The sequence below is a fragment of the Pseudarthrobacter sulfonivorans genome, assembly GCF_014712225.1.
Taxonomy (GTDB): domain Bacteria; phylum Actinomycetota; class Actinomycetes; order Actinomycetales; family Micrococcaceae; genus Arthrobacter; species Arthrobacter sulfonivorans.
The window spans coordinates 266,022-286,420 of the sequence record NZ_JACXBW010000004.1 but is presented as its reverse complement, the minus strand read 5'-3'; the positions used below and the strand labels follow the sequence as shown (position 1 = coordinate 286,420).

Here is a 20,399-nt window from a genome sequence, read left to right as displayed (position 1 = left end):
GTGCGGAGTCTGGTGGTGTGGCGGGAGTCTAGTTGCCGGGAAGCGTCAGCAGGTAGGCGGCCAAGAGCGACATTCCCGCCAAGACATAAAAACTGATCTGCGTCCACAGCGGTTTGCGCTGCTGCCGGAAGGACAAGGCCCCGCCTACCAGGAGGCCCGCCAGGCCCATCAGGACGATGGACCACATCTAGGCTGCATCCGTGGGGGCCGGCTTGCGAAGGCCGTCCACCCAGTTGCGCAGCAGCCGGGCTCCGGCATCGCCGGACTTTTCCGGGTGGAACTGGGTAGCGCAGAGCGGGCCGTTCTCCACCGCCGCGATGAAGCGGGCGCCGTGCTCGGACCAGGTCACCAGCGGCGCCGTCATCCGGGGCTGGATCACATCGAAGTTCCAGTCCTGGACACCGTAGGAGTGGACGAAGTAGAACCGCTCGTTCTCAACGCCGGCGAAGAGCTTTGAGCCTTCGGGTACCTGCACGGTATTCCAGCCCATGTGCGGCACAACCTCCGCGGGAAGGAGCTCCACCTTTCCGGGCCACTCTCCCATGCCCTCGGCTTCGGTCCCGTGCTCGACCCCGGCTTCAAACATCACTTGCAGGCCCACGCAGATGGCCAGGACCGGCCGGCCGCCGGCCACGCGCCGGCCGATCAGCCGGATGCCGTCCACGGCCTTGAGTTCGCGCATCACGGTTTCAAAGGCACCCACGCCAGGCACCACCAGGCCGTCGGCATTAAGCACGTCCTCAGGCTTGGAGCTCAGGATGACCTCGGCGCCGGCCCGTTCAAGCGCGCGCACGGCCGAGCGGACGTTGCCGGAGCCATAGTCGAGAACGGTGACTGTGGGTTTACCCTCGGGCGACACGGGCTTTTTACCCGCGGCCGGGTCGATCACCGCGCCATCACGAAGGATCTGGCCGGTCACAGGGCACCCTTGGTGGACGGAATCCCCTCAACGCGGGGGTCGGGTTCGACGGCGGCACGCAGGGCGCGGGCGAAGGCTTTGAACTGTGCTTCCACGATGTGGTGCGGGTCCCGGCCGGCAATGACGTTCATGTGCAGGCAGATGCCCGCGTGCAGTGTGATGGCCTCAAAGACGTGACGGGTCAGCGACCCGGTGAAGTGGCCGCCAATCAGGTGGTATTCCTGCCCGGCGGGCTCCCCGCCGTGTACGAGGTACGGCCGTCCGGAGACATCCACGACGGCGTTCGCCAGGGCTTCGTCGAGGGGCACAGTGGCCTCTCCGAACCTGCGGATGCCGGCCTTGTTGCCCAGCGCGGTGCGCAGGACCTCACCGAAGGTGATGGCGACGTCCTCCACGGTGTGGTGGACGTCAATGTGCGTGTCACCGGTGGCCTTGACCGTCATGTCAATGAGCGAGTGCTTGCACAGCGCCGTCAGCATGTGGTCGTAGAACGGGACGGACGTGTCGATGTCCGATACGCCCGTGCCGTCGAGGTTGATCTCCACGAGCACTGACGATTCGCTGGTGGCACGCTCCATGCGTGCGGTCCGGGGCTCGGCAGCGTTCGATCCGGTGGAACTCATGATCATCTGGTCCTTATAACGCAGGAGTGGTAGGGCGCGCTGAGGCGCCGGTACTTCAAGTCTAGGCGGGGAGCTTCGCTTGGCTGGCCAGGATGCCCTCCAGGGAGGTCAGGAAGGCTGTGGTCTCCCTCTCAGTTCCTGCAGTGACCCGCAGGTGGCCGGGAATCCCGACGTCGCGAACCAGCACGCCCGCGTCCAGCAATTGCTGCCAGACCTCGTGCGGGCTGTCCAGGCCGCCGAAGAAGACATAGTTCGAATCCGAGGCCGCCGGCTTGAGGCCCATCCGCGTCAATTCCGTGACTATGCGGTCCCGCTGTTCCTTGATGTCCTGGACGTCCGCCATCAGGGCTGTCCGGTGCTGGAGGGCGGCCAGGGCCGCCGCCTGGGTGATCGCGGAGAGGTGGTAGGGCAGCCGGACCAGGCGGAGGGCATCGGTCACCTCCGGCGCCGCCGCCATGTAGCCGAGGCGCGCTCCGGCAAGGGCAAACGCCTTGCTCATGGTGCGGGAAACAATCAGGCGTTCCCGGCCCGGCAGCAGGGTAAGGGCGCTGGGCGTGCCGTCATGGGCAAACTCGTGGTATGCCTCGTCGACGATCACGATGGTCTGGCTGGCCTCGCCGGCAGCGTACACGGCTTCCACGACGTCCAGGCCAAGGCCTGTACCGGTGGGGTTGTTGGGCGAACACAGGAAAACGACGTTCGGCTGAAGTTCCTTGACCTGCAACGCGGCCGATTCGGCGCTGAGTCCGTACCCTTCCGCGCGCTGACCCACGATGTATTCGGTGTCGGTGCCGCTTGCCAGCAAGGGGTACATGGAATACGTGGGCGGGAACCCCAGGGCCTTGCGACCCGGGCCGCCAAATGCCTGCAATATCTGCTGAAGGACCTCGTTGGATCCATTGGCGGCCCAGATGTTTGTGGCATCGAGTCCGTGGCCGAGGTATTCGGCCAGCGCTTTCCGGAGCTCGGTGAACTCACGGTCCGGGTAGCGGTTGAGCCCGGTTGCCGCTTCCGTTACGGCTGCTGCGATGGCGGCCTGCACATCCGCCGGAACGCCATGGGTATTCTCGTTGACATTCAGCAGGATGGGAACATCCAACTGCGGGGCACCGTAGGGGGTAAGCCCGCGAAGGTTGGTCCGGAGGGGAAGTCGGTTCAGACGCTCTAGCTGGTCATTCACCTGAACAGTTTAGTTCCGAAGGAGACGGCCGGAAAATGTGACGGCCACCAGTGGACCTGCCCCTGCCTCAACGGGCCCATGCCGGTGCCTACCGGGTGGGGACAAAGAGCTGCTGGCCCGGCACCACGCCGCCGCCGGTGAGGTTGTTCAGTTGAACAATATCCGCAATGACGTCCCGGGCGTCACGTTGGGGTGCTACTGCGCCCGCAATGGCCCAGAGGGACTGCCCCGCTTGGACGGTCACCGTGATGGTGGGCGTGACGGTGAGATCAGCTGCGGAATCGGCCGCCTTAGCCGGAGAAGTGAGAAAACCGGCCAGCGAGAGAAGGAGCGCTGCCAGGAGCACCAGCGGGATGCCGATGAGGACAACCCGGCCCCTGCGGGTAAGACGGAGCGGCGGCAGGGATTCCCTGTGCTGCTGTGACGTCAGGTGCTCGACGGAAACGAACTGCGGCTGGGAATCCTGTGAAGCAGATATAGCTGACATGAGATGAGCCCTCCTGGACCATACTGTGCTGCCCGGCGTTGCCTCCCCGTCGCCAATGCCCTGAGGCTCACGCCTCCGCATCGGGCGGATATTCGAATCCGCTGGCAACGAGTAGAACACATATTCGAACTTTGCTTCCTTAGTTTTAGCACTTATCAACGAACATTGTCGAGACTCGCTAGAACAAATGTTTGAAAAAGCCATGTGGCTGGCCTACGTTTGGATCAAGGATCAACCACTCGTGTAGTTGATCAGCAGGGTCTGACATTCACAGCAGCCCGGACATTCCGGCAACGAACGGCCGGACCGGATCCGGCGCAACCGAAAGGCATTGGCGAACATGGCAGCACCAGCCGCCGAGGGCAAGGCGACTCCGCAGGGCCGCCAGCCCCAGAGGACCCCCAAGGGGCTCACTGCCCGCCAGAAGAAGATCCTCGAAACCATCCAGCGTTCCGTCAATGACAACGGCTACCCGCCCTCCATGCGGGAAATCGGCGACACTGTCGGCCTGGCCAGCCTTTCGAGCGTCACCCATCAGCTCTCCCAGCTGGAAAAGCTGGGTTACCTCCGCCGGGACCCGAAACGGCCCCGCGCCATGGAGGTCCTCATGCCCTTAACACTGGACGGCGGGACCGGCAAAAACGGCGCCTCGGCCAAGCCGGCGGTCCTGCACAGCGTCGGCGGTGCTGTCACCGAACTTCCCACTGCCATGGACACTGCCATGGTGCCGCTGGTCGGGCGCATCGCGGCAGGCGGACCGATCCTTGCCGACCAGGTGGTGGAGGACGTGATGCCGCTGCCCCGCCAACTTGTGGGGCAGGGTGAACTGTTTATGCTGCGCGTCGCCGGCGACTCCATGGTGGACGCCGCCATCTGCGACGGCGACTGGGTCGTGGTCCGCCGGCAGGCGGACGCCGCCAACGGCGATATCGTTGCGGCCCTGTTGGACGACGAAGCCACCGTCAAAACCTTCCGCCAGCGCGACGGCCACACCTGGCTGCTGCCCCAGAACACCCAGTACGAGCCGATCCTCGGTGATCACGCCACGATCATGGGGAAGGTCGTCTCGGTTCTTCGGTCGCTGTAGCCCTGGACCACCTGTCGCTCTAGCACTGTGACTCGCCGGCACCGGCCGGCGCAGGCGAGTCACGGACGCCAGGCAGACCTCAGGCGCCCTTCCCGGCCAGCCTTTCGAGTGCCGCAAATGCCGTCTTGCGGTCCGTGGTGGGCCAGAACGGCGGGAGCGCAGCGCGAAGGAAGCCGGCGTAACGCTCCGTGGCAAGACGTGAATCGAGTACGGCCACCACTCCTTTGTCCCCCGTCGAACGGATCAGCCGGCCTGCCCCCTGGGCCAGGCGGATGGCCGCGTGCGTGGCGGAAACTGCCATGAAGCCGTTGCCGCCGGCCTGCGCCACGGCGCGGGAGCGGGCGGTCATGAGCGGATCATCGGGCCGCGGGAACGGGATGCGGTCGATCACCACCAGCCGGCATGATCCGCCGGGAACGTCAACACCCTGCCACAGCGACATGGTGCCGAACAGGCAGGTATCGGGCTCGTCGGCGAACTGCTTCACCAGCGCCGTCATGGTGGAGTCGCCCTGGCAAAGAATGCTGAGCCCGAGCCGTGGTCGCATCGCCTCAGCCGCTTCTTCTGCCGCACGGCGCGATGAAAAGAGGCACAACGCACCGCCGCCGGAGGCCCGGATCAGCGCCTCCAGCTCGTCCAGGGCCTCCGGTGACGCTCCGCGCCCGGGTTTGGGCAGGTGCCCGGCGACATAGAGGATCCCCTGCTTGGGGTAGTCGAACGGCGAGCCGACGTCGATGCCAGTCCAACTCGGCGCGCCCTCCCCTACCAGCCCCAGGCCTCCGGCGGCCGGTTCGAACGCTGAGCCGATGGCCAGGGTAGCCGAGGTCAGCACCACCGTGTGGCCGGCGAACAGGCCCTCACGCAACTTACCGGCAACACTGAGCGGCGCAATGTTGATCAGCGCGGGAGCTGTCTCGTCCGGCTGCGAGTAGCCCTGCTGCGGGTCGAAGGAGCTGGCCCGGGAAAACCAGACGACTTCGCGGTTCTCACGCGCGACGATGAGGCGTTCACACAGTTCCAGGATCAGCATCAGCCGCGAGCGGGCGAGCTGCCGCCCGCCGTCGGCCGTTTGGCTGCCGTCCCCCTTTGAATCTGAAAGGGCAGCCCGGCAGGCCTCCCGCAACTGATCCACGCAGTCCAGCTGTTCGTCATTGAGCCCGTTGGGCAGCAGCCCGTTCGGCACTCCGGCCAGGGCGAGTTCGAGGTTGGCGGCGGCCGCGTTAAGGGCGTCAACGGTGATGGCGGTGTGCTTACGGGCGCCGGCCGCCGCCGCGTGGACCATGGCCACGGAAAGCTGCCCGGAGACCGCGCCGGTGACCCGGTCCTGGAGTTCGTGGGCCTCGTCCACCACCACAACGTCGTATTCGGGCAGCACGGCAAGGCCCTCAAACGCGCTGACGGCCAGCATGGCATGGTTCGTCACCACAACGTCAGCTTCGGCCGCATCGTGGCGCGCCAGTTCGCTGAAGCATTCGGCCGCCATCGGGCACTTCTGCGCCCCCAGGCATTCCAGCGACGTCACCGAGACCTGCCGCCAGGCGCGGTCGGTGACCCCGGGAAGGAGCTCGTCGCGGTCTCCCGTGGCGGTTTTTTCCGCCCACTCACGCAGCCGCACCACTTCCTTGCCCAGCTGCGACGACGGGCCGCCGACGGCGGCGGCGAAGTGCGGAACGCTGGTGTCCTCGCCGAGAGAGAAGAGCTGGCCCTCCGCGGGCTCCTCGGACGGGAACCCGCCTTCGAGCTTGTGCCTGCACACATAGTTGGAACGGCCCTTGACCAGAGCCACCTTGACCGGGCGGTCCAGTGCAGGGGTGATGGTCTTGAGCAGCCGGGGAAGGTCCCGGCCCACGATCTGGGTCTGCAGCGCAAGGGTTGCCGTGGAAACGAGGGTGGGCTTGTCGCTCACCAGGGAATGCGCGATGAGCGGGATGAGGTAGGCGAGTGACTTGCCGGTGCCGGTCCCGGCCTGGACCAGGAGATGGTCGCCGGTTTCGATGGCTTTCGCCACCTGCCGGGCCATTTCGTGCTGGCCGGCCCGGCTTTGGCCGCCCATCCCGGCGACGGCACGGTCGAGCAGTTCAATCACGAACTCCTCGCCGGCCGTCTCGGAGACCTCCCCTGCCACCAGGTCAGTCATTGCTGACGAAGGATTCCAGTTCAGCCGCGAGGCCCTCCCGGACCATGACCACAACGCGGGTGCCGTGTTCACCGTGCTCCAGGCTGAGGATCTCGGCATCGGTCTCGTGCAGCTTACTGATCAGGTCACCGCGGTCGTACGGGATCAGCAGCTCGAGTTTGACGCTGGGCCGCGGAATGCCGTCGCTGATGGCTTTGAGGAGTTCGGCGATTCCCTGGCCGGTCCGGGCCGACACCACCACATGGCGGGGCTCACGCTGCTTGAGGCGCTCCACCACAAACGGGTCCGCGGCATCAGCCTTGTTGAGGACGATGATCTCGGGCACGTTGCGTGCGTCCACCTCGCTGAACACCTTGCGGACGGCAGCGATCTGGCCTTCAGGGTCCGGATGCGAAACATCCACCACATGCAGGATCAGATCGGAGTCAGCCACTTCCTCCAGCGTGGAGCGGAACGCTTCCACCAACTGGGTGGGCAGGGAACGGACGAAACCCACGGTATCCGCCAGCGTGTACCCCAGGCCGTCGGAGGTCTCTGCCTTGCGGACAGTGGGATCCAAGGTGGCGAACAGGGCGTTCTCCACCAGCACCCCGGCGTCGGTGAGCCGGTTGAGCAAAGAGGACTTTCCGGCGTTCGTGTACCCGGCGATTGCCACCGACGGCACTGAATTACGACGGCGGCTGGCCCGCTTTGTTTCCCGTGCCGGCTTCATCGCGGCGATCTCCCGCCGCAGCTTGGCCATGCGCGTACGGATCCGGCGGCGGTCCAGTTCGATCTTCGTCTCACCGGGTCCACGCGAACCCATGCCGGCGCCGGCGCCGCCCACCTGGCCGCCGGCCTGCCGGGACATCGATTCACCCCAGCCACGCAGGCGTGGCAGGAGGTATTCCAGCTGCGCCAGCTCAACCTGGGCCTTGCCTTCACGGCTCTTGGCATGTTGGGCAAAGATGTCCAGGATCAGGGCCGTCCGGTCAATGACCTTGACCTTGACGATGTCCTCGAGGCTACGGCGCTGGGATGGCGCCAGTTCGGCATCGACCACCACGGTGTCCGCGCCCGTAGCCGTGACGATTTCCTTGAGCTCCTGTGCCTTGCCGGAGCCAAGGAATGTGCCCGGGTCCGGTTTGGCACGGCGCTGTACCAGCCCGTCCAGGACTTCCGAGCCTGCCGTCTCGGCGAGGGCTGCGAGCTCACGGAGGGAGTTCTCAGCGTCCGCGAGGGTGCCCTCGGACCAGAGACCTGCCAGCACCACCCGTTCGAGCCGCAACTGCCGGTATTCGACTTCGGTGACGTCTTCGAGTTCCGTGGAGAGGCCGGCCACGCGCCGCAGCGCCCGACGTTCGTCGAGGTCCTGCTGGTCGCCGTCGTAGCTTGTGTGTTCGTCTTCCTGGCGGGAAATGGCCTGTGCCCTGCCAAGCACGGCCTTCTCGCCGTCGGCAGCTTTGACGTTCCTGGCAGGGACGTCCTTGGCGAGGATCCGGTCGATGACAGCTTGGATCTCCTCGGGACTCATGTCCTGGGCTGCTGGATCGGAACCGGTGTTGGGCTGGCTGGTCATGTTCTCCTTTGAAGGGTCGGCAATTTCAGAATAGTGCCGTTTATTGGTGTCTGGTGAAGTATTCGCGCTGGGCTGACGGCTTGCGGTCATCCTGGCCTCCTGGTCTGCTCTGCGGTCCGGTCACAGCGGTGTCGCGCAGGGTGGGTCGCATCACAGCTGATGCATGGAGTGATGGAGGTGGCGCAGGCAATGTCAGAAAAGGGACCGGCGCTGGGGCTGATCGCTCGAGTCTGGCCCTGCGGCAGGACAGGTGCTGAAGACCTGCCCTGTGGCGCACAGACGGAAGGTTGATACCTGCATCGCTGTGGGGCACGGGCTTCGGGACGGCGAGCTGCGGAAGGCGCAGCCCCGGTCCGGCTACTCGAAGATCAAGAACATGGGTTCAAGATTAGCAGAACCGGACCCTTCGATTCGCACGGGCCGTTTCGCATTGTCCTGTTCGGCCAACTAATCTGGCCAGTTATGGAGTCCGCACACTATTTCAGCGCATCGCCCGCAGGGCCGTTCACCCGCAAGCCCCTGACAGTGGAACTGGCCGGCGAAACGCGCACCCTCCAGACTTCTTCGGGGATCTTCAGCCCTGACGGCATCGACAAGGGTACAGCGGTCCTCCTGCACGAAGTCCCGGCGCCGTCCCCCGGCGGGAACCTCCTGGACATCGGCTGCGGCTGGGGACCCATAGCCCTGACCCTTGCCCTGCGCGCGCCACATGCCCGGGTGTACGCCGTGGATGTCAATGAACGCTGCATCACGCTGACTAACGAAAACGCGGCCCTGCTGGGGCTGGGGAACGTGGTGGCCAGCACCCCTGACGCGGTGGACCCCGACCTGCGCTTCGATACCATCTGGTCCAATCCGCCCATCCGGATCGGCAAGGACGAACTGCACGGCCTGCTCACGCTGTGGCTCCCCCGGCTGGCACCCGGCGGCTCAGCGTGGCTGGTGGTGCAGAAGAACCTGGGTTCGGACTCGCTTCAGCGCTGGCTCACCGCCGAGCTGGACGACTCGTTCACCGTCACCCGCGAAAGCACCGCAAAGTCCTTCCGGATCCTGCGGGTCAGGAAAGCGTCCCACTAGCCACAATGACGGCCGGGCCGCTGAGTTCGACGTGCTCGTGGCCTGCTGCCCCCGCGAAGAACTTGACCCCGACTACGCCGCCCGGCACGTTGACCAGCCAGGAGTCCGGCGCCTCGGCCCCGGCCCAGTGCCGGGTGGCCACCGCTGCAGCGCAGGCGCCGGTGCCGCAGGACTGGGTTTCCCCGACACCCCGTTCGTGAACACGCATGGTGACGGTGGCGACACCGTTATGAATCAGCGGTTCGGCGGGCACCACGAACTCAACATTGGTGCCGTTGGCGGGCAGCGGATCCACCAGCGGTGCGGTGAACAGCCTGGTGGCTTCCAGTTCCGACAGTTCGGCCAGTGCCACCACAGTGTGCGGATTGCCCATACTGACGGACAGCGCCGGCCTGGGAACTTCCAGGCCGTCCGCGGTCACGAGGGAATCCATGGCTTTGGCAGTTGCTTCCCCGGGGAAAATGAACTCCCACGGCCCCATATCCACGGCGTAGCTGTCGCCTGTCCGGACAACTGCCTTGGGGCCCCCGCGCGTTCCGACGGTGAGCGATCCGCCGTCGGGCAGGTCAACCAAACCTTCGGCGCGCAGGAAGTGCACAAAAACGCGGACACCGTTTCCGCACATTTCCGAGAGGGACCCGTCACCGTTGCGGTAGTCCATGAACCATTCCGCCTCCGGGCGGGTTTGCAGGAGTTCGCGGCCTTCGGACAGGTAGCGGGACGGAACGGCCCTGATCAGTCCGTCCCCGCCGATGCCGCGGTGCCGGTCGCACAGGGCGGCGACCTGCCCGGCGTCGATGGTGTGGACGCCGTCAGGATCGGCGATCAACACAAAGTCGTTGCCCGTACCGTGGCCCTTGGAGAAGCGAAGTCCGCCCAGCGAACGGAAGGCGGGCTCGGTGGTCTCTGCGGGGGTGGCGTCCATGCTCCTAGGTTACCGGCCGGGCATTGATCGGCTAAAACGGCCGACGGCGGCTGCCCCGCCATGCGGGTTGTGCCACGTTCGCTGCTGCCTCAGTTACACCACCTGGGTCGGGCCGCGCACGTTACCCGGCGTCATTTACACACACTGCCGCGGCCTGGGCAGTCAGGTCCGGTGCCTGCCAGTCCAGCCAGCTGATGCGGGGATCCGCCCGGAACCAGGTGAGCTGGCGTCGGGCGAACTGGCGGGTGGCCACGATGGTGTCCTCGGTTGCCTCCGCGACGGTTGCGACGCCGTCGAGCACCCTCAGGAACTGGGCATAGCCCAGTGCCCGGGGCGCGGTTTTGCCGCTGCGCAGTCCTGCCGCGTCCAGTCGGCGGACTTCCGCCAGCAGGCCCTGGTCCACCATCCTGTGCACACGCAGGGCCAGGCGTTCACGGAGGGCCTCGCGGTCCACGGACAGCCCGACCTGCACTGTCGGCTGGTAGTACTCCCGCTGGGGCATATAGGAACTGAAGGGCCGGCCGGTGAGCTGGTGCACCTCCAGGGCCCTGATGATGCGCCGGGCATCACTGACCCGGCCGGCGGAGACGGGATCCACGTCCCGGAGCCGGGCGAGCAGCGCCTCCGGCCCGGCTTGCTCGAGCTCGCCCTCCAGGCTGCGGCGGACTGCGGGGTCGGTGCCCGGGAACTCAAGAACGTCCAGGGCGGCCCGCACGTAGAGACCGGATCCGCCCGCCAGGATGGCGCGTTTGCCGCGGGCGTGGATGCCGCTGATGAGCTCCCGGGCCTCCTGCTGGAAGTCGGAAACGCTCGCTTCCTGGGTGACGTCCAGGGTGTCCAGGAGGTGGTGGGGCACGCCGCGCCGTTCGGCCGGGGTGATCTTGGCGGTACCGATGTCCATGCCCCGGTAGAACTGCATGGAATCGGCATTGATCACCTCGCCATCCAGCTCAAGTGCAAGGCTGACCGCAAGATCGGACTTGCCTGAGCCGGTGGGACCAACGACCGCGATGACCGGAGGCTGGGCCACCGGTCAGCGGCTCCGGGCCGGCAGCGCGGGCATGCCCAGCGAGACCCCGGTCCGGCCACCGCCACCTGCGCCGCTGCCTGCGGTTCCTGGTGCGGGAGCGCCGCAGGAGTCAGCCTGCGACCTGTCCCAGGCGTCCCCCGCACGGGACCGGCGCAGGCTGTAGTCCTGCAGTGCAGGGTCCGCGACGAGGTGGAAGGCTGCGGCCTCGGTGATGGTGACAGTGACCAGGTCACCGGGCCGGGGTGACTCGGCGCCCTCCGGTACCGAGAAGTGCACCAGCCGCTGGTCCCGGGACCGGCCGGAGAGCCGGTGTGTTTCTTCAGACTTCCGTCCCGACTGGGCGGTGACCATGACCTCCACCCGCCGGCCGAGCTGCTTGGCGTTTTCCTCGGCGGCAACCCGGTCCTGCAGGGCGGTCAGGCGTTCGAAGCGCTCCTGGACTACGGCCTTGGGCAGCTGCTCCGGCAGGTCCGCCGCGGGGGTGCCCGGCCGCTTGGAGTACTGGAACGTGAAGGCGGTGGCGAAGCGCGATTTCTCCACGACGTCGAGGGTGGCCTGGAAGTCCTCCTCCGTTTCACCGGGGAAACCCACGATGATATCGGTGGAAATGGCGGCGTGCGGGATCCTGTCCCGGACCTTGTCCAGGATGCCCAGGAACTTGGCGGACCGGTAGGACCGCTTCATGTCCTTCAGCACCTTGTCCGATCCGGACTGCAGCGGCATGTGCAGCTGTGGCATGACATTAGGAGTCTCGGCCATCGCGTCAATGACGTCGTCCGTGAAGGCGGCGGGGTGCGGGCTGGTGAACCTGACCCTTTCCAGGCCCTGAATTTCACCGCAGGCGCGCAGGAGTTTTGAAAAGGCCTGCCGGTCGCCGAATTCCACGCCATAGGAGTTGACGTTCTGCCCGAGGAGGGTGACTTCGATCGCGCCGTCGTCCACGAGCGCCTGGATTTCGGCGAGGATGTCACCGGGCCGGCGGTCTTTCTCCTTGCCGCGCAGGGCCGGGACGATACAGAACGTGCAGGTGTTGTTGCAGCCCACCGAAATGGAGACCCATCCTGAGTAAACCGAATCCCGCTTGGTGGGCAGCGTGGAGGGGAAAACGTCGAGGGATTCGAGGATCTCCAACTGGGCCTCGTTGTTGTGCCGGGCCCGGTCCAGCAGCGCCGGAAGCGCACCGACGTTGTGGGTGCCGAACACGGCGTCCACCCAGGGCGCCTTCTTGAGGATGGCTTCCCGGTCTTTTTGGGCCAGGCAGCCGCCCACGGCGATCTGCATTCCCGGGTTGGCGGCCTTCACGGGCGCCAGCATGCCCAGGTTGCCGTAGAGCTTGTTGTCCGCGTTCTCCCTGACGGCGCAGGTGTTGAACACCACAACGTCGGCCTGCTCACTTTGGGCCGGTACGTAGCCTGCGGCCTCAAGCATGCCGGCCATCCGCTCCGAATCATGGACGTTCATCTGGCAGCCGAAAGTGCGCACCTGATAGGTGCGGGGCTGCGGTGCACCTGTAGCTTGCAGTGCGCCGGAGGCTGCGGAAGGGACTGTGCCGGATGCGGGGGAAGGAATGGTCAAACTCACCTGTTAAGGGTACCGGCTCAGCGGAGGCGCCGCCCCGCCGGCCTACAGCTCCGGCTCGTAGCCGTCGCGGCTGGCCTGGCGGCCGTCCAGCCGGGCGTCTATGACCTCACCGACCACCCTGAAAGCCTGGGCGGGCTGGTAGCCCTTCCGGGCGAGCATGGAAGCGAGGCGCCGCGTCATCTTGTCCCGCTCGGCCCTGTCCGACAGGTCCGTGCCGGGCCGGAGCTTACGTTCCACCAGTACGCGGGCGGCCTCTTCCTCGTCCGCGTCGGAGACTTGCTCCAGCGCGGCAGCGGCCGTGTCCGCGTCGATGCCCTTGTCCGACAACTCGCGGCGGAGGGCCCCCTTAGCCAGCTTCCGTGACTGGGACCGGCTGCGTACCCACATGTCGGCGAAGTCGGCGTCGTCAATCAGGCGGACTTCCTGGAACCGGTCCAGGACGGCTTCGGCCACGTCCTCGGGGATGTTCCGTTCCGCAAGCTTGCGGGCCAGCTGGAGTCGGCTTTTCGCCGAACTGGTCAGCTGCCGCAGGACGATGGCGCGGGCGACGGAGGCGGGGTCAGGCTCGGCGTCGGCAGCGACGGACGACTCCGGATCAGGCCCGTCCGCGCCGGCGCCGCGCCAGCCGCCCGCGCTCCTGCGCCGCCCGCGTCCTGCCCCGGAGTCCCCTTCACCCATAAATCCGCGCTGCCTTCGAACGCACGGCCCTGTAACCCGTCAACCTTGGAAGCCGTGGACTTTAGAAGCCGTCAACGGCCTTGAGCTTGGGCGAATCCTTGGACTCGTCCGCAGCGGGCTTGACGCCCACGCCCAGCTTCTCCTTGATGAGGCGTTCCAGCTCAGCGGCCAGTTCGGGGTTGTCGCGCAGGAAACGGCGGGAGTTCTCCATGCCCTGCCCCAGCTGGTCGCCGTCATACGTGAACCATGAACCGGACTTCTTGATGATGCCGTGTTCAACGCCCATGTCGATGATGCCGCCCTCGCGGGAAATGCCCTGGCCATAGATGATGTCGAACTCGGCGATCTTGAAGGGCGGCGCCATCTTGTTCTTGACGATCTTGGCTTTGGTGCGGTTACCGACGGAGTCGGCACCTTCCTTAAGGGTCTGGATCCGGCGGACGTCGATGCGGATGGAGGCGTAGAACTTCAGGGCCTTGCCGCCGGTGGTGGTCTCCGGGGAGCCGAAGAACACGCCGATCTTTTCACGGAGCTGGTTGATGAAGATGGCAGTGGTCTTGGTCTGGCTCAGGCGGCCGGTGATCTTACGCAGCGCCTGGCTCATGAGGCGGGCCTGCAGGCCAACGTGGCTGTCACCCATGTCACCCTCGATTTCCGCGCGCGGCACCAGGGCGGCAACGGAGTCGATGACGATAACGTCCAGCGAGCCGGAACCGATCAGCATGTCCATGATTTCCAGGGCCTGCTCACCGGTGTCAGGCTGGGAGACCAGGAGGGCGTCGGTGTCGACACCCAGTTTGGCAGCGTATTCCGGGTCCAGCGCGTGCTCGGCGTCGATGAACGCGGCGATGCCGCCCAGACGCTGGGCGTTTGCGACGGCGTGCAGGGCCACTGTGGTTTTACCGGAGGACTCCGGGCCATAGATCTCTACGACGCGTCCGCGGGGCAGGCCACCAATTCCCAGGGCCACGTCCAGTGCGATGGAGCCGGTGGGAATGACCTCGATGGGGGCACGGACTTCGTCCCCCAGGCGCATGACCGATCCTTTGCCGAACTGCTTATCAATCTGGGCCAGCGCTGCTTCCAACGCTTTTGCACGATCCGGGGCTGCCGCCATGGTTCACACCTCTAATGCTTTCTCGCTTTGGAGTGGCCTCAGGGGCCTTTATTGGTCATCTCTGACGCTAATGGCACCCTCCGACATTCAAGCCGGGCGACATCGCGTATGTGGATAACCCACTACAAAAAGCATAGCTTTACCCGAACAGATATTCGAACAGATCCGACGGCGTGTCAGCCGCAGAGAGGTGCAGTGGGTCAGCAGGAAGAGGTCAGTCGCGGGGCTTGACGTCGCGGCCCAGGCGCCGGTCCGGCGGAACGTCCTGGACCTCGCACATGGCGAGCCAGACGTTCCGGGGGCTCACGCCGGCGCTGAGGGCCTGGTCAGCCGTGCGTCCTCCGACCCCGGCGAGAACCAGGGTGCTGCTGAGGACCCGGGAGTAGCCTGCCCCGAATTCGTCGTCCATAAGCCGCCAATAGTCACTGATCCGCACCAATAGAGTCTCTCATGATCCCGGACCCTAGAATTGTTGCCATGAGCAACCCAGCCGATGGCCCTCCAATGGAAGCACCTGCTGATGCAGCCGCTCCTGATACGGGTGCCCGCGGGGACACCCTCGACGACACGCTCAACACGGTCGAACACCAGATCAGTCTTTTTTGGCGGCGTGCGCGTTCGGTATCCCAGCAACTCTCGCGCCAGGTTCATCCGGACATGGAACCGGCCGCCTACGGACTGCTGGCGGTCATCCGGCGTGAGGGTCCCATCCGTTTGACCGACCTGGCCCAGAACATCGGCGTGGGCAAGCCGTCGGTCAGCCGCCAAATCGCGTTCCTGGAAAGCATCGGGCTGGTCTCCAAGGAAGCTGATCCCCTGGACGGGCGGGCGCAGTCGATCCGCCTTACGGAAAAGGGTGAGGAGAAGATGCACCAGGTCCAGGACGCACGCCGGCAGGACTTCCGTGAGCGCTTGGGGGAATGGCCGGTGGAGGAACTGCAGACGCTCGCCGAATACATGGCCAAGCTCAACGCGATCTTCGACCTGGACGTCCTCGGCAAAGACGCAGCCGCCCGTGGCGGCACCACCAACCGGTCGGCCAGCACCGCCAGGTAACCGCACACAACGAAGCCTCCGGCCGCTGGCCGGAGGCTTCGCCTTTTATGCGTAAGACCCCTGCGGGCCCGCTTACCGTGCGCCGGAAAGGAGGCCTGTGGAGAGTTCGTTGGTGAGTTCAGCATTCAGGTCGCGGTCAAGATCGCGGCCGTAGCGCTGTGAGAATTCCTGGGGAACGGTGTCTGGAACGGCAACGCCCTCAGCGACGGCTACGCGGTCGCTGACTTCACGGAGCATGATGGACAACGGCACGTCCAAGGCCGAGCAGATCGACGACAGGAGCTCTGACGAGGCTTCCTTCTGTCCCCGCTCCACTTCGCTGAGGTAGCCCAGGGATACTCGGGCACTGTGCGAGACTTCGCGGAGCGTACGCCCCTGGCGCTGGCGGACATCGCGCAGGACATCACCGATTTCGTGGCGAAGTACAACCATTTTGCGCTCCTTCTGTTCGCTCTTTGCCTGATCGGCGAGGCCCACATCCTTCCAGCGGACAACGCCGTTTACGGATACGGGCTGCTTTACCATCTGTATCGCCTTGCTCCTTCATCAGTCCGGCTCACCATGGGAAACCGGAGTTGTTATTTATCCTAGGCGCCTCAGCTCTGCCAAAGCGACACAATGTAATAACTAATAGGTTCGGAGATTTGTTCCCGGCAACTTTACGCCCGGTAGCTTCGGGGGGACAGAGCCTTAGGGAGACAGAACTGTGAGCAGCCTTTCCAGTGCTGCGCCGCATGCTTGCCCGCGGATATCGGCGCGGTTCCCGGTGAAACTGTATTGGAAGGCCGAAGCGCCTTCGGCGGTTGCAACACCGATGAAGACCGTTCCCACCGCTTTTCCGTCGTGTTCCTCGGGGCCGGCCACGCCTGTGGTGGCGAGGCCAACGTCCGCGCCCAGCGCAGACCGGACACCCGTGGCCATGGCCGCGGCGACGTCCCCGTCCACCGAGCCGACGGCGGCCAGCAGTTCAGCCGAAACACCCAGGACGTCAACTTTGACGGAGTTCTGGTACGCCACCACCCCGCCTTGCAGCATGCCCGAGGCCCCGGCAGTATCGGCCAGGACGGCGGTGACCATCCCCGCAGTAAGTGACTCCGCGGCAGCAACGGTGCGGCCGGTGTCCAAGGCATTCCTGACTGCCTGTTCCGCCAGATGGTGAAGATTTGTCACGTCAGCTCCTAGGTGCCGGGCGTTGTGTTTCGGGACTGTTTTCCCTGCGCCCGCAGACGCAGGGCTTCCACCACGTATTCGACGCCGGTCCATACCGTGATGAGTACGGCGACCATCATGACTGCGAAAGCCACCCAGACCAGCCAGGGTGCCAGCGCGCCCAGCGGCAGCAGGTACAGGAAGATCGCGGCAGTCTGCACGACGGTCTTGAGCTTGCCGCCGCGCGACGCCGGGATGACGCCGTAGCGGATGACAAAGAAGCGAAGCGCCGTGATGCCCCATTCCCGGACAAGGATCACGATGGTGACCCACCAGGGCAGCTCACCGAGCACGCACAACATAACGAGCGCGGAGCCGATCAGGAGCTTGTCGGCGATGGGATCGGCGATCTTGCCGAAATTGGTGACGAGCCCGCGGCTCCTGGCGATGTCGCCGTCGAGCTTGTCCGTGTAGATCGCGACGGCGAACGCCACCACCGCCGCCCATCGCCAGGGACCTGACTCACTCCGCAGCCCGGGGGCATCGAGGAGGAGGAACCAGACGAAGAACGGCACGAGGGCGATACGCAGCATGGTCAGGATGTTTGGCAGATTCCAGATCCCGGGGCTGCTGGAGCCGGCGGCAGTTGCTTCGGTGCTAGTCACCCTTCTAGGCTACCGTCCGGTGAGTGACCAGGCGTCTTCGGACCCGTCTTCGTCGTCGCCATTGGAGCTCGTGTCTGCTCCGTCGAAGTATTCGACGCTCTGGCTTCGCTGGTCCAGGTCGGCTTGGACGAGGTCCTCAGCGTAACCGCCCTGGGCGATGTTGGCATTGGCGTTGTCGCTGAGGGCGGCGGTGTGGGTATCCGCAACAGCCGGCGCGTCCTGCCCCTTCATGGCTGCCAGCACGGCGGCCAGATCGTCCGGTTTGACCAGGACGTCGCGTGCCTTGGAACCTTCCGACGGGCCAACCACTCCCCTGGACTCCAGCAGGTCCATGAGCCGGCCGGCCTTGGCGAAACCGACGCGGAGCTTGCGCTGGAGCATCGAGGTCGACCCGAACTGCGTGGTGACCACGAGTTCGGTGGCCTGCAGCAGTACGTCGAGATCGTCCCCGATGTCGTCGTCGATCTGCTTCTTCTGCGCCTCGGGTGCCACGTCATCGCGGTAGACGGCCTTCAGCTGGCCCTTGACGTGTTCCACCACCTTATGGATTTCGGACTCGGTGACCCAGGCGCCCTGGACGCGCATGGCCTTGGAGGCGCCCATCGGCAGGAACAGGGCATCACCCTGGCCGATGAGCTTCTCGGCGCCGGGCTGGTCAAGGACCACCCGGGAGTCGGTGACGGAGGAGGTGGCAAACGCCATGCGGGAGGGCACGTTGGCCTTGATCAGGCCGGTGACGACGTCCACTGAGGGCCGCTGCGTGGCGAGGACCAGGTGGATACCTGCCGCACGGGCCAGCTGGGTGATGCGGACAATGGAGTCCTCGACGTCGCGCGGGGCCACCATCATCAGGTCGGCGAGCTCGTCAACGATCACCAGCAGATAAGGGTACGGCCGCACGACGCGCTTGGAACCTTCGGGCGGGATGACCTTGCCGGCCCGGACGGCCTTGTTGAAGTCGTCAATGTGCTTGAAGCCATAGTTGGCGAGGTCATCGTAGCGGGCGTCCATTTCCCGGACCACCCACTGCAGGGCCTCGGCGGCCTTTTTGGGGTTCGTGATGATCGGGGTGATGAGGTGCGGGACACCCTCGTAGGCGGTCAGCTCCACGCGCTTGGGGTCCACCATGACCATGCGGACCTCATCGGGGGTGGCCCGCATCAGGATGGACGTGATCATGGAGTTCACGAAGGAGGACTTGCCCGCACCGGTGGCACCGGCGACGAGCAGGTGGGGCATCTTCGCGAGGTTGGCTACGACGTAGCCGCCTTCGACGTCCTTGCCCACGCCCATCACCATCGGGTGCTCGGTCCTTCGCGCGTTCTGGCTGCGGAGGACGTCGCCGAGGGAGACCGTCTCACGGTCTGTGTTGGGGATCTCGATGCCGATGGCGGATTTGCCCGGAATCGGGCTGAGGATGCGGACATCACTGGAAGCCACCGCGTAGGAAATATTCTTGGACAGGGCAGTGACCCGTTCCACCTTGGTCCCCGATGCCAGTTCGATCTCGTAGCGGGTGACGGTGGGGCCCCGGCTGAAGCCTGTGACCGTGGCGTCCACATTGAACTGCTGGAGGGTGTCGGTGAGGGCGGCGACGACGGCGTCGTTGGCCTCGGTGCGTTCCTTGGGGATGGAACCGGGGGTGAGAACGTCCGACGACGGCAGGGTGTAGGTGACGTCGCCCGCCAGCGAGAGCTGCTCGGTCCGCTGCGGGATGGGCGTGGGCAGCGGTACGGGGGTGACGGGTTTGGCCGGCACCTGCGGGGCGGCGGCGGGGACAGGGTTGAGCGAGCCTGCGGCCACCATGCCGGGGGTGACAAGCGGAATGGCCTCGGTGGCGTTGTCCGCCGGGCTGTGCCCTGTACTTCCGAGGCCCTGGGCGGCCTTGATCTTTTCGACGGCGATTTCCGCCTGCGTGGGACGCCGCACCCCGGGGGCAGGGCGGGATCCGCGGCCTGTTTTTCCGCCTTCGGCATCCTCGTCATCGATGACCGCATGCTCGAAGGCCTCGTCACCGACATAGCCTTCCAGCCCGGCGTCGGAGTCTTCGTCCTTGCCGAAGAGGCGCCGCTTCTTCTTCTTCTTCGGGGCCGCGGCGGCTCGCGTTTCCTCAAGGTAGCTGCGGTCGTGACGGTCACTGGCGTCGCCTGGCTCCTGCAGGTCGATGCCCATCAGGTGTTCGTAGGCCGAGTGCAGCCGGCGGGGAATGGCCCCGAAGGGTGTGGCTGTGATGATCAGCAGTGAGATGAAGGCCAGGACGCCATACAGCACAAGGGGCACCACGGCGTGGATGGCGGCAAGCGGTGATGCCGCGAGGAAGCCGAGCATGCCGCCCGCCTGGCGGAGGCCGTCGAAGCCATCGGCGACGGTGGGCTGACCGCCCAGCACGTGCGCGAGGCCGCAGCCTGCGAAGGTCATGATGAGGAATCCGATGCCCACCCGGTTGTTGCCGCGGCCGTCGTCGGGCTGCCGGAAGAGCCGGAAAGCGCAGGCAAAGAGCATCAGCGGCAGGAGCAGTGACACCCACCCGAAGGTGCCGTTGACCACGCTGTAGACGGCGTCCGGGAACCAGCCCGTCAGCCCCCACCACGCGAACGTGGCGATGAAGACGCCCAGCGCGAGGTTGAACAGGGCTGCGCCGTCGCGGCGGTCCTCCGCCGGCAGGTCGCTGACGTCGGAACCGATCCTGCGGACTCCCCCGCCCACCAGGTGCCCTACACCCAGCCATGCGCCACCGACCACGCGCAGGAGCCAGGGCTGCCGCTGTTCGACGGCGGGAAGCTGCCGGGTGCGCGCGGCACCGGCCGGGGATCCCGCCCGTCCGCTGGCGCCGCCGCCTCTGGACGCTGCCGACCCTGCGCCGCGGCCCGCGGAGCTGCCGGATTTGGCGGTGTTCGTGCCTCGGGCGGTGCCTTTGGGCGCGGGGGTAGTACGAGTGGCCATACTTGCCACGGTACCGGAACTGGTCCGGTATTCCGCGAATTTCCGCCTGATTCGAGGCTTCCATGTTGCCCATCAGCGCCCGCTCCACCCCGTCCCGGCACAGCCAAAGGCCCGGTTCCGAAGAACCGGGCCTTTGGGCTCCCCTCTGAACAGGGCCTTCATCGATTGCTCCGTAACGGCCCTTTTA

20 protein-coding genes are annotated in these 20,399 nt (G+C 65.8%); 3 read left to right on the top strand and 17 right to left on the bottom strand.

Annotated elements, in window-relative coordinates; translation table 11 throughout:
* Positions 1–28 precede the first annotated feature (28 nt).
* The 5 genes from IAQ70_RS07600 to IAQ70_RS07580 form a co-directional block, all read right to left on the bottom strand.
* Complete coding sequence (locus IAQ70_RS07600; RefSeq protein ID WP_190988697.1) at positions 29–187, bottom strand: hypothetical protein; 159 nt, start codon at positions 185–187, stop codon at positions 29–31.
* Positions 188–919, bottom strand: coding sequence for an imidazole glycerol phosphate synthase subunit HisH (gene hisH, locus IAQ70_RS07595; protein ID WP_190988696.1), 732 nt, complete (start codon positions 917–919; stop codon positions 188–190).
* Positions 916–1,542, bottom strand: a complete 627-nt coding sequence (hisB, locus tag IAQ70_RS07590) for an imidazoleglycerol-phosphate dehydratase HisB (protein WP_190988695.1) — start codon at positions 1,540–1,542, stop codon at positions 916–918. Before hisB ends, hisH begins: the two co-directional genes overlap by 4 nt.
* A 61-nt stretch (positions 1,543–1,603) precedes the next feature.
* Positions 1,604–2,722 (bottom strand): histidinol-phosphate transaminase, encoded by a 1,119-nt coding sequence (locus IAQ70_RS07585; protein WP_190988694.1) that lies wholly within the window; start codon positions 2,720–2,722, stop codon positions 1,604–1,606.
* Positions 2,723–2,810: 88 nt separating this feature from the next.
* Positions 2,811–3,209, bottom strand: a complete 399-nt coding sequence (locus tag IAQ70_RS07580) for a LysM peptidoglycan-binding domain-containing protein (RefSeq protein WP_190988693.1) — start codon at positions 3,207–3,209, stop codon at positions 2,811–2,813.
* A 340-nt stretch (positions 3,210–3,549) separates the two neighbouring features.
* Here IAQ70_RS07580 and lexA point away from each other — a divergent pair, with 340 nt between their 5' ends.
* Positions 3,550–4,296: a transcriptional repressor LexA gene (lexA, locus tag IAQ70_RS07575; RefSeq protein WP_190988692.1), complete on the top strand. Its 747-nt coding sequence runs from the start codon at positions 3,550–3,552 to the stop codon at positions 4,294–4,296.
* Between the two features lie 79 nt (positions 4,297–4,375).
* Here lexA and IAQ70_RS07570 read toward each other — a convergent pair whose 3' ends face one another.
* Both IAQ70_RS07570 and hflX read right to left on the bottom strand, forming a co-directional pair.
* Positions 4,376–6,433, bottom strand: coding sequence for an ATP-dependent DNA helicase (locus IAQ70_RS07570; protein WP_190988691.1), 2,058 nt, complete (start codon positions 6,431–6,433; stop codon positions 4,376–4,378).
* Complete coding sequence (gene hflX, locus IAQ70_RS07565; RefSeq protein ID WP_190988690.1) at positions 6,426–7,991, bottom strand: GTPase HflX; 1,566 nt, start codon at positions 7,989–7,991, stop codon at positions 6,426–6,428. Before hflX ends, IAQ70_RS07570 begins: the two co-directional genes overlap by 8 nt.
* A gap of 462 nt (positions 7,992–8,453) precedes the next feature.
* On the opposite strand from hflX, the gene IAQ70_RS07560 reads away from it, so the two are divergent.
* A complete protein-coding gene (locus tag IAQ70_RS07560; protein WP_190988689.1) occupies positions 8,454–9,068 on the top strand; it encodes a class I SAM-dependent methyltransferase in 615 nt (204 codons plus the stop codon).
* Here the strand turns inward: IAQ70_RS07560 and dapF are convergent.
* The 6 genes from dapF to IAQ70_RS07530 all read right to left on the bottom strand — a co-directional run bounded on the left by dapF (position 9,049) and on the right by IAQ70_RS07530 (position 14,835).
* Entirely contained in the window at positions 9,049–9,993 is a 945-nt protein-coding gene (gene dapF, locus IAQ70_RS07555; protein WP_190988688.1) for a diaminopimelate epimerase, read from the bottom strand. The two genes, IAQ70_RS07560 and dapF, sit on opposite strands and share 20 nt — an antisense overlap.
* A 121-nt stretch (positions 9,994–10,114) precedes the next feature.
* On the bottom strand, positions 10,115–11,023 hold the full coding sequence (gene miaA / locus IAQ70_RS07550) for a tRNA (adenosine(37)-N6)-dimethylallyltransferase MiaA (RefSeq protein WP_190988687.1): 909 nt from the start codon (positions 11,021–11,023) through the stop codon (positions 10,115–10,117).
* A gap of 3 nt (positions 11,024–11,026) precedes the next feature.
* Positions 11,027–12,604 (bottom strand): tRNA (N6-isopentenyl adenosine(37)-C2)-methylthiotransferase MiaB, encoded by a 1,578-nt coding sequence (gene miaB / locus IAQ70_RS07545; protein ID WP_407682566.1) that lies wholly within the window; start codon positions 12,602–12,604, stop codon positions 11,027–11,029.
* 42 nt (positions 12,605–12,646) lie between these two features.
* Entirely contained in the window at positions 12,647–13,282 is a 636-nt protein-coding gene (locus IAQ70_RS07540) for a regulatory protein RecX (protein ID WP_190988686.1), read from the bottom strand.
* A 61-nt stretch (positions 13,283–13,343) separates the two neighbouring features.
* Positions 13,344–14,399 (bottom strand): recombinase RecA, encoded by a 1,056-nt coding sequence (gene recA, locus IAQ70_RS07535; RefSeq protein WP_190988685.1) that lies wholly within the window; start codon positions 14,397–14,399, stop codon positions 13,344–13,346.
* 214 nt (positions 14,400–14,613) lie between these two features.
* Entirely contained in the window at positions 14,614–14,835 is a 222-nt protein-coding gene (locus tag IAQ70_RS07530) for a DUF3046 domain-containing protein (RefSeq protein WP_190988684.1), read from the bottom strand.
* A 41-nt stretch (positions 14,836–14,876) separates the two neighbouring features.
* Here IAQ70_RS07530 and IAQ70_RS07525 point away from each other — a divergent pair, with 41 nt between their 5' ends.
* A complete protein-coding gene (locus IAQ70_RS07525; RefSeq protein ID WP_223859321.1) occupies positions 14,877–15,455 on the top strand; it encodes a MarR family winged helix-turn-helix transcriptional regulator in 579 nt (192 codons plus the stop codon).
* Positions 15,456–15,527: 72 nt separating this feature from the next.
* Here the strand turns inward: IAQ70_RS07525 and IAQ70_RS07520 are convergent, their stop codons facing one another.
* The 4 genes from IAQ70_RS07520 to IAQ70_RS07505 all read right to left on the bottom strand — a co-directional run bounded on the left by IAQ70_RS07520 (position 15,528) and on the right by IAQ70_RS07505 (position 20,212).
* On the bottom strand, positions 15,528–15,980 hold the full coding sequence (locus IAQ70_RS07520) for a helix-turn-helix domain-containing protein (RefSeq protein ID WP_190988682.1): 453 nt from the start codon (positions 15,978–15,980) through the stop codon (positions 15,528–15,530).
* 165 nt (positions 15,981–16,145) lie between these two features.
* Positions 16,146–16,625, bottom strand: a complete 480-nt coding sequence (locus IAQ70_RS07515; RefSeq protein WP_190988681.1) for a CinA family protein — start codon at positions 16,623–16,625, stop codon at positions 16,146–16,148.
* A gap of 8 nt (positions 16,626–16,633) precedes the next feature.
* A complete protein-coding gene (gene pgsA, locus IAQ70_RS07510; RefSeq protein ID WP_190988680.1) occupies positions 16,634–17,269 on the bottom strand; it encodes a CDP-diacylglycerol--glycerol-3-phosphate 3-phosphatidyltransferase in 636 nt (211 codons plus the stop codon).
* A gap of 9 nt (positions 17,270–17,278) precedes the next feature.
* Positions 17,279–20,212 carry an FtsK/SpoIIIE family DNA translocase gene (locus IAQ70_RS07505; RefSeq protein WP_190988679.1) on the bottom strand — a complete coding sequence of 978 codons (2,934 nt, stop codon included), beginning with the start codon at positions 20,210–20,212 and terminating at the stop codon, positions 17,279–17,281.
* Positions 20,213–20,399: the final 187 nt, after the last annotated feature.